This is a genomic window from Nonomuraea sp. NPDC001636, assembly GCF_040298265.1.
Lineage (GTDB): Bacteria > Actinomycetota > Actinomycetes > Streptosporangiales > Streptosporangiaceae > Nonomuraea.
Map to the genome: position 1 here is coordinate 111,169 of NZ_JBEOZT010000018.1, position 15,939 is coordinate 127,107.

14 protein-coding genes and 1 pseudogene are annotated in these 15,939 nt (G+C 73.2%); 6 read left to right on the plus strand and 9 right to left on the minus strand.

Annotated features, from left to right (window positions below):
• Positions 1-24 precede the first annotated feature (24 nt).
• On the plus strand, positions 25-1,335 hold the full coding sequence (locus ABT158_RS30115) for a cytochrome P450 (protein ID WP_352359067.1): 1,311 nt from the start codon (positions 25-27) through the stop codon (positions 1,333-1,335).
• 69 nt (positions 1,336-1,404) lie between these two features.
• Positions 1,405-2,589: a hypothetical protein gene (locus tag ABT158_RS30120; RefSeq protein ID WP_352359069.1), complete on the plus strand. Its 1,185-nt coding sequence runs from the start codon at positions 1,405-1,407 to the stop codon at positions 2,587-2,589.
• Here the strand turns inward: ABT158_RS30120 and ABT158_RS30125 are convergent.
• Complete coding sequence (locus ABT158_RS30125; RefSeq protein WP_352359071.1) at positions 2,547-3,581, minus strand: CopD family protein; 1,035 nt, start codon at positions 3,579-3,581, stop codon at positions 2,547-2,549. The genes ABT158_RS30120 and ABT158_RS30125 overlap by 43 nt on opposite strands.
• Positions 3,578-4,225 (minus strand): copper resistance CopC family protein, encoded by a 648-nt coding sequence (locus ABT158_RS30130; protein WP_352359073.1) that lies wholly within the window; start codon positions 4,223-4,225, stop codon positions 3,578-3,580. The genes ABT158_RS30125 and ABT158_RS30130 overlap by 4 nt, the downstream gene beginning before the upstream one ends.
• A gap of 51 nt (positions 4,226-4,276) precedes the next feature.
• On the opposite strand from ABT158_RS30130, the gene ABT158_RS30135 reads away from it, so the two are divergent.
• The gene (locus tag ABT158_RS30135; protein ID WP_352359075.1) at positions 4,277-5,038 is read left to right on the plus strand and encodes a class I SAM-dependent methyltransferase; all 762 of its coding nucleotides are present in this window, start codon (positions 4,277-4,279) and stop codon (positions 5,036-5,038) included.
• A gap of 27 nt (positions 5,039-5,065) precedes the next feature.
• Here the strand turns inward: ABT158_RS30135 and ABT158_RS30140 are convergent, their stop codons facing one another.
• The 4 genes from ABT158_RS30140 to ABT158_RS30155 all read right to left on the minus strand — a co-directional run bounded on the left by ABT158_RS30140 (position 5,066) and on the right by ABT158_RS30155 (position 8,867).
• Positions 5,066-5,863 carry an SDR family NAD(P)-dependent oxidoreductase gene (locus tag ABT158_RS30140; protein WP_352359077.1) on the minus strand — a complete coding sequence of 266 codons (798 nt, stop codon included), beginning with the start codon at positions 5,861-5,863 and terminating at the stop codon, positions 5,066-5,068.
• Complete coding sequence (locus ABT158_RS30145; protein ID WP_352359079.1) at positions 5,860-6,837, minus strand: AurF N-oxygenase family protein; 978 nt, start codon at positions 6,835-6,837, stop codon at positions 5,860-5,862. The genes ABT158_RS30140 and ABT158_RS30145 overlap by 4 nt, the downstream gene beginning before the upstream one ends.
• A gap of 69 nt (positions 6,838-6,906) precedes the next feature.
• A complete protein-coding gene (locus tag ABT158_RS30150; protein WP_352359080.1) occupies positions 6,907-7,506 on the minus strand; it encodes a TetR/AcrR family transcriptional regulator in 600 nt (199 codons plus the stop codon).
• Between the two features lie 11 nt (positions 7,507-7,517).
• Positions 7,518-8,867, minus strand: coding sequence for a sensor histidine kinase (locus tag ABT158_RS30155; protein WP_352359082.1), 1,350 nt, complete (start codon positions 8,865-8,867; stop codon positions 7,518-7,520).
• 163 nt (positions 8,868-9,030) lie between these two features.
• Between ABT158_RS30155 and ABT158_RS30160 the strand changes: the two genes are divergently transcribed.
• Genes ABT158_RS30160 through ABT158_RS30170 form a run of 3 tightly spaced genes read left to right on the plus strand, consistent with a single transcriptional unit; the run spans position 9,031 to position 12,734 of the window.
• Entirely contained in the window at positions 9,031-10,197 is a 1,167-nt protein-coding gene (locus ABT158_RS30160) for an acyl-CoA dehydrogenase family protein (RefSeq protein WP_352359084.1), read from the plus strand.
• Positions 10,194-11,225 carry an acyl-CoA dehydrogenase family protein gene (locus ABT158_RS30165; RefSeq protein WP_352359086.1) on the plus strand — a complete coding sequence of 344 codons (1,032 nt, stop codon included), beginning with the start codon at positions 10,194-10,196 and terminating at the stop codon, positions 11,223-11,225. Before ABT158_RS30160 ends, ABT158_RS30165 begins: the two co-directional genes overlap by 4 nt.
• Positions 11,226-12,734 carry an AMP-binding protein gene (locus ABT158_RS30170; RefSeq protein ID WP_352359088.1) on the plus strand — a complete coding sequence of 503 codons (1,509 nt, stop codon included), beginning with the start codon at positions 11,226-11,228 and terminating at the stop codon, positions 12,732-12,734.
• On the opposite strand, the gene ABT158_RS30175 is transcribed toward ABT158_RS30170, so the two are convergent.
• From ABT158_RS30175 to ABT158_RS30185, 3 genes and pseudogenes are all read right to left on the minus strand, one after another.
• On the minus strand, positions 12,695-13,816 hold the full coding sequence (locus tag ABT158_RS30175; protein ID WP_352359090.1) for a C45 family autoproteolytic acyltransferase/hydrolase: 1,122 nt from the start codon (positions 13,814-13,816) through the stop codon (positions 12,695-12,697). The two genes, ABT158_RS30170 and ABT158_RS30175, sit on opposite strands and share 40 nt — an antisense overlap.
• A 179-nt stretch (positions 13,817-13,995) precedes the next feature.
• Entirely contained in the window at positions 13,996-14,889 is an 894-nt protein-coding gene (locus ABT158_RS30180; protein ID WP_352359242.1) for an NADP-dependent oxidoreductase, read from the minus strand.
• 12 nt (positions 14,890-14,901) lie between these two features.
• Positions 14,902-15,924 (minus strand): annotated as a pseudogene (locus ABT158_RS30185) (zinc-binding dehydrogenase); the annotation flags it as partial.
• Positions 15,925-15,939 lie beyond the last annotated feature (15 nt).

Here is a 15,939-nt window from a genome sequence, read left to right on the forward strand (position 1 = left end):
CGCTCATCATGCACGCTGTAGGGCATGGCGGAGGAGCGGAGCGAGCGTCCTGTGGATAACCCGGAGCAGGAGGAGGAGCGCGACCTGGCCGAGGTGTTCCTGCCGGCCACCTACGCGGCGGACGTCCCCTACGACCTGTACGCCCGGCTCCGCCGGGAGAGCCCGGTCTGCTGGATCCCCGAGCCGGCCGTCGGTCCCTGGCGCGAGGGGCCCGGCTACTGGGGCGTGTTCCGGCACGCCGACGTCAAACGGGTGCTGCGCAGCCCCGACGACTTCTCCTCCCACCTCGGCGCCACCCAGATCCGTGACCCTGACACCCCTGCCGACCTGGAGTTCGTCCGGTCGATGATGCTCAACATGGACCCGCCCGAGCACTCCAGGCTGCGCCGGATCGTGGCGGCCGCCTTCACGCCGCGCGCGGTCCGCGCGCTGGAACGCACGATCAAGGACCGGGTGGCGGCGCTGCTCGCGCCCGGCGCGTGCGACTTCGTCGAGGTGGCCGCCGACCTGCCGGTCTGGACGCTGGCCCACGTGATGGGCGTGCCCGAGCAGGACAGGCGGCTGCTGTACGACTGGGCCTCCCGCGTCATCGGCTACCAGGACGACGACTACGCCGGCCTGTCCACGGCCGAGGTCGAGTCCCTGACGCCCGTGGGCCGGCTGGCGGTCGCCGCCCGTCCCGAGCTCGAACCGGGCATGAACCCCAGGTCCAGGGCCGCGCTGACGGACATGTTCGCCTATGCCCACGCCCTGGCCGACACTCCGCACGAGTCCGTCATGTCCGCCATGCGGAAGGGCGGCCTGACCGGGGCCGAGTTCGAGAACATGTTCTTCCTGTTCGCCGTCGCCGGGAACGAGACCCTGCGCAACGGCATCCCCGGCGGCCTGCTCAGCCTGCTGCGCCACCCCGCCGAGCTGGCCCGACTGCGCGCCGACCCGTCGCTGCTGGAGTCGGCGGTCGAGGAGATGCTGCGCCACTGGCCCCCGGTGATGGACTTCCGCCGTACGGCCACCCGCGACCTGACGCTCGGCGGCCGGCGCATCCAGGCGGGCGAGAAGGTGGTCGTCTACCACGCCTCGGCCAACCGCGACCCGGCCGTCTTCGCCGACCCCGACCGCTTCGACGTCGCCCGCACCCCCAACGACCACGTCAGCTTCGGGTTCGGCCCGCACTTCTGCCTCGGCGCCCACCTCGCCCGCGTCCAGCTCCGCGCGGTCTTCACCGAGCTGCTCGCCTGGGACGTCGAACTCGCCGGCCCCCCGGTACGCCTCACCTCCAACTTCCAGAACGGCCTCAAACACCTCCCGGTACGCCTGACCCGCCGCCCGGCCTGAAGGCCGCCGCCCATCCAGACAAATGAGACATCTGAGACCGATGGGCCGGATGACCGTAAGATTTGCGCCGTGAAGTCACCAGCATCGTTCAAGAAGGCCGCCGCATGGGCCTTGCCGTACTGGACCAGAGGCCAGGCGGGGCGCGAGACGCCGCAAGACCTGTTCCGGGTGCTCTACTTCGGATGGCTGGTGGCGCTCACGCTCAAGCTCCTCGGCTCGGCCTGGGACGTCTCGTGGCACTTCAAGTGGCTGCGCGACGACCTCGCCCCGCCCCACCTGCTCAACTCCGCCGGCACCGCCCTGGTCGTCGTGCTGACCGTCGTCCACGGCTACACCGGCTACGGCGTCGACAAGGCGGCGCTGCGGCTCATCCAGTGGGGAACCGGGATCTTCCTCGTCGCGGTGCCGCTCGACCTGATCAACCACCGCGTCAACGGGCTCGACATCACCTCGTGGAGCCCGTCGCACATCATGCTCTACGTTGGAACGTTCTTCATGATCATGGGTGTGATCAGGGGCTGGTTCATGGGCGCGCCCCCCGGCCGGGAGCGCACGGTCGTGCTGGGCGCGTTCCTCGCGTTCTTCCTGGAGAACGTGCACTTCCCCGAGCAGCACCAGGAGTACGGCATCCTGTCGCTCGGCGCCTGGGACAACCAGGCCACCTACGCCGAGCCGATCCTGCTGCGCTTCGCCGCCGACCAGATGGGCCGACCGGTCGACCGGATCATGATGGCCGGGTTCACCCTGCCGGTGCCCGACTACCTCTACCCGGTCTACGCCGTCGTCGGCGGGCTGTCGGTGCTGGTCGCGGCCAGGCTGCTGATCGGCAGGTTCGGCGCGGCGACGCTGGTGGCCGGCGCGTACGTCGGGTTCCGCACGCTGATCTGGCCGCTGCTCACCTTCGGCGGCTTCCCGCCGTCGGCGGTGCCGTTCTTCTTCGTGGTGGCCGGGCTGCTGGTGGACGTGGCGTTCCTGGTGCGCGTCCCGGCCGTGCGCGCCGTCGTGGGGGCGGCCGTGGTGACCGCCGGCGCCTACGGCGCGCTGGTCGCGCAGAACGCGGCCCTGGGTCCGGTCTACGGCGCGATCAAGGGCCAGACCGGCCTGTACGGAGCCCCGCCCCTGGTCACGTCGTCGGCCCTGTGGGCCGGGCTCGGCCTGATGGTCGCCTGGCTGGCCGCCGAATGGCTCGCCGGGCGGCGCGACCGGCGGGCTCAGCCGATCGAGGCCCGGGTGATCGCGACCGCCACCCCGTAGGCCAGCCCCATCACGCCCACCTCGGCCGCCGTCCAGCTCACCAGGGCGGTGGCCCCGCCGCGGCGGATCACCGGCAGCAGGCGGAAGCGGATGTGGGCGGCCAGCGGCACCAGCAGCGCCACCAGCGCCGTCTTGATCACGACGAGCACGCCGTAGTGGCTGGTCACGATGGCGGCGGGCAGCTCGACGCCGGGCGTGAGTGCCATCGTGCCGAGCCCGGTGACCAGCCCGGACAGCGAGACCAGGAGCAGGCAGACGGTGGCCATCCTGGAGAACTTCGGCAGCGCCACGGCCAGCAGCCCCCGGTGGGGGGCGACGAACACGGCCGTGGCGGCCAGGCCGCCCGCCCAGGCCGCCGCGCCCATCACATGGATCTCCATCGAGATCATGATGGGGTCGTGCCAGACGGAGTTGACCGCGTGCCCGGTGACCGGGATGGGCAGCAGCCCGAACAGCGCCACGATGATCCGCAGCTCCGCGGGCACCTTCTCGCCGAACCTGACCGCCATCAGCCCGATGCCCGCCGCCGCCAGCGCGCACGCCGCGCTGAACAGCAGCCCCTGCCCGGTGCCGACCTCCTCGACGTAGGAGGCGATCAGGCCGAACGTGGGCACCCGGCCCGGATTGAGCTCGGCCGTCTGGAACACGATGGTGAGCAGCGCGCAGATCGCCCACGCCCAGGCCGCCAGCACGGCGAGCGGACGCACCCGGCGCAGCACCGGCTCGGTGGCGTCGGGATCGTCGAAGCCGAGCAGCTTGGGCACCAGGCTCAGGCCGACCACGGCGACGGCGGCCAGGTCGAGCAGCACCCGGACGACCGGCAGGCCGTAGGCCACGACCGGCCCCGGCATGGGGATGCCCGGCACGGACTCCTGCGCGGTGAACGTGGACGCCGCCACGGCGGCGACGATCCCGCACACGACGAAGGCGCCGGCGACGAGCCGCCCGCCCACCACCTGCCGCCCGGAATGGGAGGAGACGGTCGCGGTCACGCCCGCGTCCCGCTCTCGGACGAGGCGGCGCCCTCGGCGGGCTCGGCGGCGGCGGAGGTCGCCGAGGTGTCCGCGGTGTTCGCGGTGTCTGCGGTGTCCGCGGTGGCGGGGGTGGCGGGGGTGGCGGGGGTGGCGCGGCGGAGGGCGACGGCGGTGCCCGCGGCCAGCAGCAGCAGCGCGGCCACGATCCACACGACGGCCATGCCGGCCCCGCCGTTGGCCGCCGCCTCGGCCGCCTCGGCGCTGTCGCCCTGCTCGGCCTGCCCGGCCGAGACGCCGGTGGCGGAGGCGGCCAGGGTGAAGCTGATCTTCCCGGTCACCGGATGGCCGTCGGAGGACAGGATCCGGTAGCCCACCACGTACGAGCCGCCCGCGGGCAGCGGCCTGACCTTGACGGAGACCCGCTCGGCGGCCACCTCCGCCGCACCGTCGGCCCACGAGGAGCCGTCCGCCCCCGTCACGCCCACCTGCGCGTAGCCCTGGCGCACCGCCTGGTCGAACACCAGCGTCACCCGCGCGGGCGAGGCGGACAGCGTGGCGCCGTCCTTCGGATCGCTGCCGACCAGCACGTTGTGCGCCTGCGCGGGAAGGGCGAACCCGACCGCGGCGCACGCGAGCAACAGGACCGTGAGTAGCCGCCTCACCGATCAAAACCTTCCATCGAACGAGTCTCGAACCCGTATATGGTCCCACCCATGACGGACCTCTTCGGCGGCGCGGCGCCCTACTACGCCAAGTACCGGCCCGGTCACGGCGATCCGGCCATCGACCGGCTGGCCCGCGCGTTCGGCCCGGACGGCGTCGTGCTCGACCTCGGCTGCGGCCCGGGGACGATCGCGATCCCGCTGGCCGGGCGGGTGCGCGAGGTGCTGGCCGTGGACCCCGACGAGGAGATGCTGGCCGAGGGGCGGCGGCTGGCGGCGGGCGTGTCCGGCGTCCGCTGGCTGCGCGGCGACTCGACGACGCTGCGGGAGCTGCCGCCGTTCGGTCACGTCGTGATGGGCCGGTCGTTCCACTGGATGGACCGCCGCGCGGTGCTGGCCGACCTCGACGCGCTGCTGCCGCCCGGCGGCGTCGTCGCCCTGGTCGGCCCCACCCGCGACCCCGCAGAGGAGCCGTGGGAGCCGGTCATGCGCCGGGTGCGCGAGGAGTTCGGGGTGAACACCTTCACGGCCGCCGGCTCCTTCCAGCGGACCGGCGAGCACCACCAGGACGTGCTGGCCGCCTCGCCCTTCGCCGACCTGGAGTCGAGCCGGTACGAGCACCGCCTCGCCTACGACCTCGACGCCGTGCTCGGCCTGCAGCTCTCCTACTCCTACACGGCCCCGGCCAGGCTCGGCGACCGCCTGCCCGCGTTCGTCGAGGCGGCCAGGGCCGCCCTGCTGGCCGCCGAGCCGTCGGGCCGCTGGGAGCTGACGACGACCACCGAGGTCCTCATCGCCCGGCGTCCGGCCTGACCGCTCCGGCGGCCCGAGGGCCGGGCCTCAGCGCCGGGTGAGCCGCCGGACCGCGAGGCCGGCCACCCGCACCGCCGCCGACGGCCACAGCCGGGCGGCGCGCCAGGCGATCCGCCCCGAGGCCGGCGCCACGATCAGCGCCTTGTTCCTGGCCACCCCGCGCAGGATGTCCACGGCCAGCGCGTCGACGGGATAGAGCCGCCCCTGCGCCCGCACCGCCGCGCTCCTGGCACGGGCGGCGATGTCGTTCTGCGGCAGCCCGGGGTTGGCGTGGTCGAGCAGCGGCGTGTCGATGAACCCCGGGCAGACCACGCTCACCCGCACCCCGTACGCGGCCGCCTCGGCCCGCAGCGCCAGCGAGAGCCCGACCACGGCGTGCTTGGTCGTCGTGTACGGCAGCATCAGCGGCGCGGGCACCAGCCCGGCCAGCGACGCGGTGTTGACGATGTGCCCGAAGCCCTGGTCCACCATGATCGGATAGGCCGCGTGCACGCCGTGGACGACGCCGCGCAGGTTCACGTCGATCGTCCGGTTCCAGTGGTCGAGCGTCAGCTCGCGGGTGCGGCCGCCGACCGCGATGCCGGCGTTGTTGAACAGGAGGTCGAGCCGCCCGCGTTCGGCCTTCACCCGGGTGAGCAGCGCGGCCACGGCCTCGGCGTCGGTGACGTCGAGGCGGGCGAACTCCAGCCCGAGGTCGGCGGCGGCCTGCTTGCCCGCCCGCTCGTCGACGTCGGCGATCACCACCGTCACGCCCCTGCGCCGCAGCTCCCGCGCCACCGCCAGGCCGATGCCGGAGGCGCCTCCGGTCACCACCGCGACCTTCACCGGCCCGGCTCCGCCCATATCCCCATGGCCTGCCAGACCTTCCTGCTGACGACGTTGACGAGCCCGATCTCGGCGCACAGCTCGCGGGTGCGGCCGACCGAGTCGCGGATCTCCCGCCGGGCGGCCGGGTTGTCAAGGTAGATCTCGGCCACGACCTGCGGCGGGACGCGGAAGTGCCTGATCAGCGGGCCGGGCGGCGCGAGCATGATGCGGGCCATCACGCCGAGCACGACCGGCGAGATCACGCTCAGCAGCATCCGCCGGTGGCGGGGCATGCGCGGCACCCGGTCGCGGAGGTAGTGGCGGGCGAAGGAGATGTGCCTGGCCTCCTCCGCGATGTGGATGCGCATGATCGTCTCTTCCAGCGGATGGTGGGCCCGGCCGTCCTTCAGCACCTTACGCTGCACGTGGTCGATCGGGTCCTCGCCACCCAGGACGAAGACGAAGAACAGCTCGGTGGAGATCAGCGGGATCCAGGGCGCGATCTGGGCGACCAGGGACAGCGGCCGCGGCATGCCGCGTATCGGGAGCTTCGTGCGGTTCACGAACTCCTGGAACATCATCCCGTGATGTCCCTCTTCGATGGTCTCGTGGTAGACGTACCGGAACTCGGGGGAGCCGTTCGGCAGGCGGTAGGCGTAGTTGAGCAGGCCGCGCTTGAGCAGGTTCTCGAACTGCAGGCCGATCTTCATGGCGGTGGCGACCCGCCACAGGCCGATCCTGGCGCGGACCTCGGGGGAGCGGCTGCGGTACCAGGGGTGGCCGCCCAGCTTGTCGACCTCGGGCAGCTCCCAGCGCGGGTCGGCCTGGTCCACGCGGAACTCCGGGTCGTCCCACGGGATGTCGCGGTAGGGCTCCCAGTGTTTGTCGACCGACGCCTTCGACAGGCGTTCGACGACCGCCTCGTAGGCGGTGCGGTCGGCGACCTTCTCGTCGTTCTCCCTGGCGGCGGCAGAGCTCGGTGCGGATGTCATCGCGGGTGCTCCTCTCCTCGCCCTTGCAATTGTACGAAGGATCCAATAGGCGCGGAAGAGGGGCCCGGGTCACAGGTTCTCGACGGGCAGCCCCAGTTCGCCGGCGACCGCCGTACGCAGCAGGACGGCGGCCCGGCGGCGCGAGAGCACGTGGGGATGCACGTGCGTCTGGACCGCCAGGCCGTCGATGAGCGCGAAGATCCGCCAGGCCGCCTCCTCCGGATCGCCGCAGGCGAACGCGCCCGAGCGCACGCCGTCCTCGATGATCGAGCGCAGCAGCGAACGGCTGCGCGCGTCGATCCTGCGGGAGATCTCCGCCAGCTCCGGGCTGCGCATCGCCTCGGCCCAGGCGTCGATCCACAGCCGCCACTCGTCCGAGGTGATCGCCGGGGAGCAGCGCCGCAGCAGGGCGCGCAGCCGTTCGAGCGGGCCGGCGGGGGACTCCTCGATGTCGGACAGCGCGTCGAGATGCAGTCTGGCCGCGTAGCCGAACGCCTGCGCGAACAGCCCGTCCTTGGTGTCGAAGTGGTAGAAGAGCAACGCCTGGCTGACGCCCGCCGCGCGGGCGATGTCGAGGGTCCGGGTGTGACCGAACCCCTGCTCGGCGATCACTTCGCAGGCCGTCTTGAGGAGGTCTTCGCGCCTTAATCGGCTGAAACTGGGTGTCACAGCGAGTAACTCTAACTACTGATCAACGGTATTTGTAGGACAAACCGGGCGCCGCGTTCGGAGGGCTCGATGGTGAGCGTGCCCTCGTGGGCCTCGGCGATCTCGCGGGCGATGGGCAGGCCGAGCCCGGTGCCGCCGGCGTCGCGGCGGCGCGAGTCGGCCAGCCGGGTGAACCGCCGGAAGACGGCTTCGCGCTGCTCGGGGGCGATGCCGGCGCCGTCGTCGAGCACTTCCAGCACCGCCTGCCCCTGCTGTTCACCCACAGTCACAGTGATCATGGTATCGGCGTGCCTCTCGGCGTTGTCGAGCAGGTTCGCCAGCAGGCGGGACAGCCGCAGCGCGTCGCCCTCGACGACCACGCCCGTGCGCAGCCGCGTCTCCACCGGCTTGCGCTCCGGACGGCGGACCAGCTCCTCGCGCACCAGCCTGGCCAGGTCCACCGGCTCGTGGCGGCCGGGCGCGCCGGCCTCCAGCCGGGCCAGGGTCAGCAGGTCGCCGACGATGTTCTGCAGGCGGTCGAGGCCCTCGATCACACGCCGGCCGGTCTGAGGCCAGTCGGTCTCCTCGGGGGCCAGCATCGCCTCCTCGACCTGCGTGCGCATCGCCGTGATCGGGCTGCGCAGGTCGTGGGAGGCGTCGGAGGCGAACCTGCGCTGCTGCTCCACCGCGCGTTCGAGCCGGTCGAGGGTCTCGTTCACGGTACGGGCGAGGTCGTCGAGCTCGTCCCGGTGCCGTCCTCTGGGGACCCGGCGGCCGAGGTCGGTGGCGGTGATCTCGGCCAGTTCGTTCCTGATCGCCGAGACCGGGGTCAGCGCCTTGCGCGCGGTCAGCCAGGCCACGCAGGCGGTGACGGCGGAGAGCAGCAGCACGCCGAGCCCGGTCGCCGGCAGGTACCAGGGGCTGATGTACCAGGGGAGCTCGGGGGTGTAGGCGTAGACCATCCAGGGTTTGCCGCCGACGTGCGCCCGGAAGCCGACGGTGATCAGGCAGTGGACGCCGCGCAGCCGGTTCGTGCAGGACGTGGTGTCGAGGCGGGCGTCGGTGCCGCTGGCGGTGGCGGTGCTGAGCGGCGGCTGCCCCGTCAGGCGGGGGCTGGCCTGCCGGATCCGGCCGTCCGCGTCGACGACCTGGATGAGGTCGGTGCCCTCGGTGACGGCCACGGGCCGCAGCCGGCCGGGGGCGTCCCGCTCGACGACGAAGGCGATGCGGCGCGCGGCGCCGGCGGTCTGCTCGGTGAGGAAGCCGGTGGCCAGCGTGTGCACGAGCGGCGTGACGAGGAGCGCGGTCACGCCGTATCCCGCCAGCGCGCACAGCAGGGCGGCCAGCGTCAGGCGCCGTTGCACGGACCAGCGTCTGAACATGCGCACGCACCCTCCGACGACCAGATGATCACAGGAGGCGGGGGTGGTCCTAATTAGCGGAGTTTCGGCGACAAATGCCGCCGAAAGGCACTCCAGAGCATTGCTCTATGCGTGCCGCCGCGACCTGACTAGAGTAAGTGAACACTGATGCCAAGGAGTCGATGTGGACCTTGCAGAGTATCGGCGTGCCGCCGCGGAGTGGCTGCGCGACAACGTCCCGGCCGACGATCAGTCAGGGGCCGACGCCCTCGCCCGCGCCAAGGAGTTCATGGCCAGGCTGTACGACGCCGGCTACTCCGGCATCACCTGGCCGCGGGAGTGGGGCGGCCAGGGGCTGACGCAGGCCGAGGAGCGCGCCTTCGCCGCCGAGGCCCGTGACTATACCCTCCCCACGTACGTCTTCTCCATCGGGCTCGGCATGACCGGGCCGACGCTGGTGGACCGGGGCACCGACGCGCAGCGCGAGCGGTTCGTCCGGCCGCTGCTGCGCGGCGAGGAGGTCTGGTGCCAGCTGTTCTCCGAGCCGGGCGCCGGCAGCGACGTGGCCAGCCTCCAGACCCGGGCCGTACGCGACGGCGACACCTGGGTCGTCAACGGCCAGAAGGTCTGGACCTCGGTCGCCCACCACGCCGACTGGGGGCTGCTGCTGGCCCGCACCGACGTCGAGGTGCCCAAGCACCGCGGCCTGACCATGTTCGTGGTGGACATGCACCACCCCGGCGTCACGGTCCGGCCGCTCAAGGACATGTCCGGCCGGGCCAACTTCAACGAGATCTTCTTCGACAACGTGACGATCCCCGACGAGCACCGGATCGGCGAGGTCAACGACGGCTGGAGCGTGGCCGTCACCACCCTGCTGCACGAGCGGCTGTCGATCTCGGCGGGCGTCGGCATGGGCGGGCAGAAGGACAACCCGGCCACCTTCGAGGCGCTGCGCGAGACGCTCGACACCAGCGACCCGCTGGTCCGCGACCAGCTCGTCGAGCTGCACATCCGCAGCCGCGCCCTGGCCCTGTTCAACCAGCGGCTGGCCCAGGAGACCAGGGCGGGCATCTTCCCCGGCGCCCGCGGCAGCGCCGCCAAGCTGCTGCTGGCCGAGCTGACCCTGTTCCAGGCCGACCTCGCCACCCAGCTCGTCGGCCCCGAGTCCGTGGTCGGCGACCACCCGCTGTCCCGGTCGATCTCGCTGGCCCCCGGCATGGCGCTGGGCGGCGGCACCAACGAGATCATGCGCAACATCGTCGGCGACCGCGTGCTCGGCCTGCCGCCGGAGCCGCGGGTGGACAAGACCGTGCCGTTCAAGGACCTGAAGGTGGGGACGCAGGGGTGAAGCTCGTACTCAGCCAGGAACAGCAGCAGCTCCGCGAGGCCGTGCGCGACTTCCTGCGCGCCGCCTCGCCGCTGCGCAAGGCCCGCGAGGGCTACGACCCCCAGGTGTACGCCCGGCTCAACGGCGAGCTCGGCCTGTCCGGCCTGGTCGTCCCCGAGGAGCACGGCGGCGCCGGGGCCGGGCTCGCCGACCTCGCGGTGGCCCTGGAGGAGACCGGCGCCGCGCTGCTGCCCGGCCCCTTCCTCGCCACCCAGTTCGCCGCGCTCGCGCTCACCCAGGTGCCCGACAAGGAGCTGCTGGGCGGCATCGCCGAGGGCCGCGTCGCCGCCACGCTCGTCCAGCCCGACAGCGACCTCGCCTTCGACGGCACGGCCGTCACCGGCGCCCTGCCCCGGGTGCTGTCCGGCATGGAGGCGGACGTGCTGCTCGCGCCCGCGCCCGGCGCCGGCGGCGTGCTGCTGGTGGCCGTCGACCTGGCCGGTCCCGGCGTCACGCGGACCCCGCTGGAGACCCTCGACCTCACGCGCGGCCAGGCGCAAGTGACCCTGGAGCACGCCCCCGCCCGCGTGCTCGGCCCTGCGCCCGCCGGCAGCGGCATCGGCGACCGGCTGTGCGTCGCGCTCGCCGCGGAGCAATTGGGCGTGCTGCGCGCCTCGCTGGACGCCATCGTCGCCTACGCCAAGATCCGCGTCGCCTTCGGCCGTTACATCGGCTCCTACCAGGGCGTCAAGCACAAGCTCGCCGACATGCACGGCAAGCTCGAACAGGCCGAGTCGATCGTCAGGTACGCCGCCTGGGCCGCCGACGAGTCGCCCGCCGAGCTGCCCGGCGCCGCCGTCCTGGCCCAGGCGTACGTGGGCCGCGCCTGCTTCGAGGTCGCCCGCGACCACCTGCTCCTGCACGGCGGCATAGGTTTCACCTGGGAGCACGACGCGCACCTGTTCTACAAGCGCGCCAAGGCCGACGAGGTGCTGCTCGGCCCGCCCCGCATCCACCGGGCCCGTCTCGCGGAACTCCTGGAGCTGTAGATGGACATCAGCGGCCTTCCCGGCTTCTACGCCATCGCCGCCGCCGACCCCGGCCGCCTGGCCGTGATCGACACCGACGGCACGCGGACCACGTACGGAGAGTTGCTCGCCAGGGTCAACCAGGTCTCCCACGGCCTGCGGGCCCGCGGGCTGGGCAAGGGCGACGTGGTCGCCGGCGTGCTGACCAACGGCATCGACGCCGTCGTCATGCTCATGGCGACCGGCCAGATCGGGCTCTACTACGTGCCGGTCAACTGGCACCTCACCGAGTCCGAGGTGTCCTACATCCTGGCCGACTGCGACGCCAAGGTCGTCGTCACCGACGCCGCGCACGCCGTGCCGGGCGCCGAGATCGGCACGTCCGGGCTGGCCGAGGGACAGCCCGCGGACGCCCCCGGCGGACGTACGGCCGGGGCGGTCATGTGGTACACCTCCGGCACCACCGGCTTCCCCAAGGGCGTGCAGCGCGCGCTGCCCGACGCCGAGCCGGAGGCCCTCGTGCCGCTGTACACGTGGTTCCTCGGCGAGGTCGTCGACCTCGCGCCGGGCGACGCCGTGCACCTGGTGACCTCGCCCATGTACCACTCGGCGCCCTGCGCGCACACCCAGTTCGCGCTGCACCTCGGGCACACGGTGGTGATCACGCCCAGGTTCGACCCGGTCGACATCCTGGAGCTGATCCAGCGCCACCACGTCTCCAACGCCATGATGGTGCCGACCATGTTCCACCGCATGCTCCAGCTCCCCGAGGACGTCAGGGCCAAGTACGACGTGTCGAGCCTGCGCCAGGTCATCCACACGGCCGCGGCCTGCCCGGTCGCCGTCAAGCAGGCGATCATGGACTGGTGGGGCCCGGTGCTGTACGAGTACTACGGCTCCACCGAGTCCACGATCGCCTTCTCCGTCAAGCCGCACGACTGGCTGGCCAGGCCCGGCACGGTGGGCCGCCCGGCGCCGACGTTCGAGGCCAAGATCTGCGACGAGAACGGCGAGGAGCTGCCGCCGGGCGAGCCCGGCATGATCTACGTCAAGTCCTCGATGGGCTCCTTCGAGTACCGCAAGGACCCGGCCAAGACCGCCGCCAGCATGCTGGGCGAGTGGTACGCCCCCGGCGACATCGGCTACCTCGACGACGACGGGTTCCTGTTCCTGTGCGACCGGCGCACCGACCTGATCGTCTCCGGCGGGGTGAACATCTACCCCGCCGAGATCGAGGCCGCGCTGCTGGAGCATCCCGCGGTGGCCGACGTCGCGGTCATCGGCGTGCCCGACGAGGAGTGGGGCCACAACGTGGTCGCGCTCGTCCAGCCCGCCGAGGGCGTCGAGCCGGGCCCCGCGCTCACCGCCGAGCTGCTCGAACACTGCGGGCCCCGGCTCGCCCGGTTCAAGCACCCGAAGGTCGTCGAGTACCGCGACCGGCTCCCGCGCACCCCCACCGGCAAGCTGTCGCGCTCGAAGGTGCGCGAGGGTTACCTGGCCGAGGCGGGGAACACCAGCTCCTCGCTGTAGTCGCGGCCGTCGCCGAGGTAGAAGCGGGTGGCGAGGGTGCGGTCGGCGGTGTCGAAGAGCGTGGTCCACAGCGTGCGGATCGGCTCGGCGGCATCCTCCGCCGGCCGCACCGCGCGCAGGCTGTCCCGCAGGTCTTCGGCGGACATGGTGGCGCCCTTGCTGCGCTCGTACAGGGTGCGCAGCCGGCCGTAGGTGCCCAGGCTCGCCGGGGTGTCGGCGGGCAGGGCCATCGGGTCGGGATGCCGGTGCAGCAGGTGGTTGGTGACGCACAGCGGGCCGTCGCCGAACTCGACGGCGTGCTCGGTGCCGTCCGTGCCGCGCTCCCACACGAACGCCTGGCCGTGGGCGTCGGCGATCAGGTAGTGCAGGGGCAGGCCGAGGTCGTACTGCTTGGCCCCCAGCAGCGCCTGCCTGGCCTGGGCCGCGGTCTCGCAGGTGTCCATGAGGAACCGGGGCAGCTGCAGGCTGCCGAGCCCGACCTGCGGGGCGTCCTGCCGCGGCGGGGTGGCGGTCTCGGCGTCGGCGATCAGCAGCATGACGGCCAGGCCGGCCTCGTTGATGCCGTCGATGCAGCCGTCGAGGCCGTTCATGGTGATGACGGTCGAGGCGAGCCCGTCGTCGGGCACGGTGCTGATCACGTACGGGCGGGCGGCCATGGGCAGCTCGCCGGGGCGGGCCGGCTCGCCCATGAGCTGACTGGTGGTGTGCAGGAAGAAGTCGTAGTTGCGGCCCACCCTGCCGTGCCCGTCGGCGGAGGCGGACGGCGGGCACCACAGGGCCGAGCAGGCGGCGTCCGCGGGCACGTAGTCCCAGCCGTCGAGGGCCAGCTCGTCCTGGTCGGGGTCGAGGCCGAGCGCCGCGGCGGCGCCGTCCATGCGGGCGTGGTGCTGCGGCCAGTTCCGTTCGAACCAGGACATCCTTGCTCTGATCACCGCCGGGTCGGCGGTCCTGGGGGACCAGCCGAGCCGGCGGGCCTCCTCGGTGAGCACCCGGCCGATCTCGAACTGGCTGCCGGTGACGGTGAGGTGCGTGACGAGCTGGAAGTCGTCATTGCCGCCCGCGACGCAGGTCATGTTGGTCATGCCGCCGATGGTGCCGCCGCCCGCTGACCGGGCTCCTACCGTCCGCTGACCGCCCGCCGGTGGCGTTCCGACAGTCCGAGGATCGCCTCGGCCGGCTCCGGCGGAGCAGGCAGGCGTCCTGGCCGGCCACCCCGGGCGTGGCGTGCACGGGGTGGCCGAACGTGCGCCCGGTCTGCCCGCTAACGCGGCAAGGAGGCTTCCACGTCGAGGACGAGCTTGCCGAGGAAGTGGCCGTCCTGGCTGCGCCGGTGGGCGTCGGCCACCCGCTCCAGCGGGAACACCTCCGCGACCGGGACGCGCGGCAGCACGTCCGCCGGGAACGGCCCGCCCTTGCCCGTGGAGAACCGCACGCCGTGCTCGGCCGCGCCCGCCGGGTCGGCGATGGTGATCACCTTGGCCGGATCGCCGGTGAGCCTGACCGACAGCGCGACCTCGCCGCGTCCCGAGGCGTCCAGCACCCGGTCCACGGGGCCGGGGAGGCGCTGCTCCAGCCCGTCCCCGTAGGTGACCGGCACGACGCCGAGGTCGCGCAGGAAGGCGTGGTGGCGTTCGCTCGCGGTGCCGATCACGCGGGCGCCCCGGGCCAGCGCGAGCTGCGCGGCGGCCAGGCCGACGCCGCCCGCGACCGCGTGGACGAGCAGCGTCTCACCCGCGCGCAGGCCCAGCTCCGCCAGCGAGCGGTGGGCGGTCTCCAGCGCGACGGGCAGCGCGGCCGCCTCGGCGTACGACAGGTGCTCCGGCTTGGGACGCAGCGCGGCGGCCTCGGCCAGCGCGTACGTGGCCGCCGCCCCGGACGGGACCTGCCCGAACACCGCCTGGCCCACCTCCAGGCCGGTCACCCCGGGGCCGAGTGCGTCGACCGTCCCGGCCAACTCGATCCCGGTGCCCTGCGGGCCGTCGGGCGGCGGGCCGCCGAAGCCGGTGCGCAATTTCCAGTCCAGGGCGTTCACCCCGGCCGCCCGGACCGCCACGCGTACCTGCCCGGCCCCGGGCCGGGGCAGCGGCACCTCCTCCAGCGCCAGCACCTCGGGGCCGCCGTGCTCGTGGTAGCGCACGGCCTGGGCGGTGACCAGCAGGACCGCCTTGCCGACCAGCTCGCGGGCCTCCAGGGCGGCGTGCGCCTCGTGGGCGCGGTCGAGCGGCACGGCCAGGCCGACGACGGTCGTCAGCTCGCCGGTGGCCGCCATGCGCAGCGCCTGCCCGGCCAGGCGGCGGAACTCCTCGGGGGCGAACTGCACCTGTTCCATGCCGACCAGCCGCACCCCCCGGCGTGCCGCCTCGGCCGGGTCCACCAGCGCGGTCGAACCGCTCGGCACCCCGTACGCGAAGAACACCCCGCCGGGCCCGAGCGACGCGAACGCCTCGGCCCCCACCCGCCCCCCGACCCCGTCGAAGACCACGTCGAACGCCCCCACCGCGCTCCCGCCGGCCATGGTCACGTCAGCTCCCGCGCCCGCCTCCGTCTCGTGGGGGCCGGTGGCGTTCAGGGCGGGGTGGTCGGTGCCCCCATCGGTCTCACGGGTGGCCAGGGCCGGGTAGTCGACCGCCTCGGCCGCGCCCGCCGCCAGCGCCGCCGCCCGCTTGGCCGGGCCGTGCGCGGCGGCCGTCACCCGGGCGCCGGCGGCCCGCGCGAGCCGGACGATCGGCAGGCCCAGCGCCCCGCCGGCCCCCGTGACCAGCACCCGCGCCCCCGGCTTCAGCTCCGCCGCCGCCACCAGGCTGATCGCCGCCGGGCCCACCTGCAGCAACGCCGCCGCCAGCCACGAGCTCACCTCGTCGGGCACCGGCACGAGCGTGTCCACGCCGGTCACGACCCGCTCGGCGTACCCGCCGGACACCAGGGCCGCGACCCGACGCCCCGTCCAGCCGGGATCCACCCCCTCGCCCACCGACACCACCCGCCCGGCCACCCCGGTCCCCGGCACGAACGGCGGCCGGTTCGGGAACCACTCCTGCCCCCACCCGGCGCGCAACTGGGCGTCCAGCGACATCACGTCGGCCACCGAGACGCCGACCACCACCTGCCCCGCCCCCGCGACGGGATCGTCCACCCGCCGCACCCGGAGCACGTCGGGACCACCGAACTTCGTCACCTCGACAACATCCATGCCGCCGAGTGTCCT

Coding starts and splice junctions, on each gene's coding strand:
- ABT158_RS30115 (WP_352359067.1), top strand. CDS start 25: ATGGCGGAGGAGCGGAGCGAGCGTCCTGTGGATAACCCGGAGCAGGAG.
- ABT158_RS30135 (WP_352359075.1), top strand. CDS start 4,277: ATGACGGACCTCTTCGGCGGCGCGGCGCCCTACTACGCCAAGTACCGG.
- ABT158_RS30145 (WP_352359079.1), bottom strand. CDS start 6,837: ATGACATCCGCACCGAGCTCTGCCGCCGCCAGGGAGAACGACGAGAAG.
- ABT158_RS30155 (WP_352359082.1), bottom strand. CDS start 8,867: ATGTTCAGACGCTGGTCCGTGCAACGGCGCCTGACGCTGGCCGCCCTG.
- ABT158_RS30170 (WP_352359088.1), top strand. CDS start 11,226: ATGGACATCAGCGGCCTTCCCGGCTTCTACGCCATCGCCGCCGCCGAC.
- ABT158_RS30175 (WP_352359090.1), bottom strand. CDS start 13,816: ATGACCAACATGACCTGCGTCGCGGGCGGCAATGACGACTTCCAGCTC.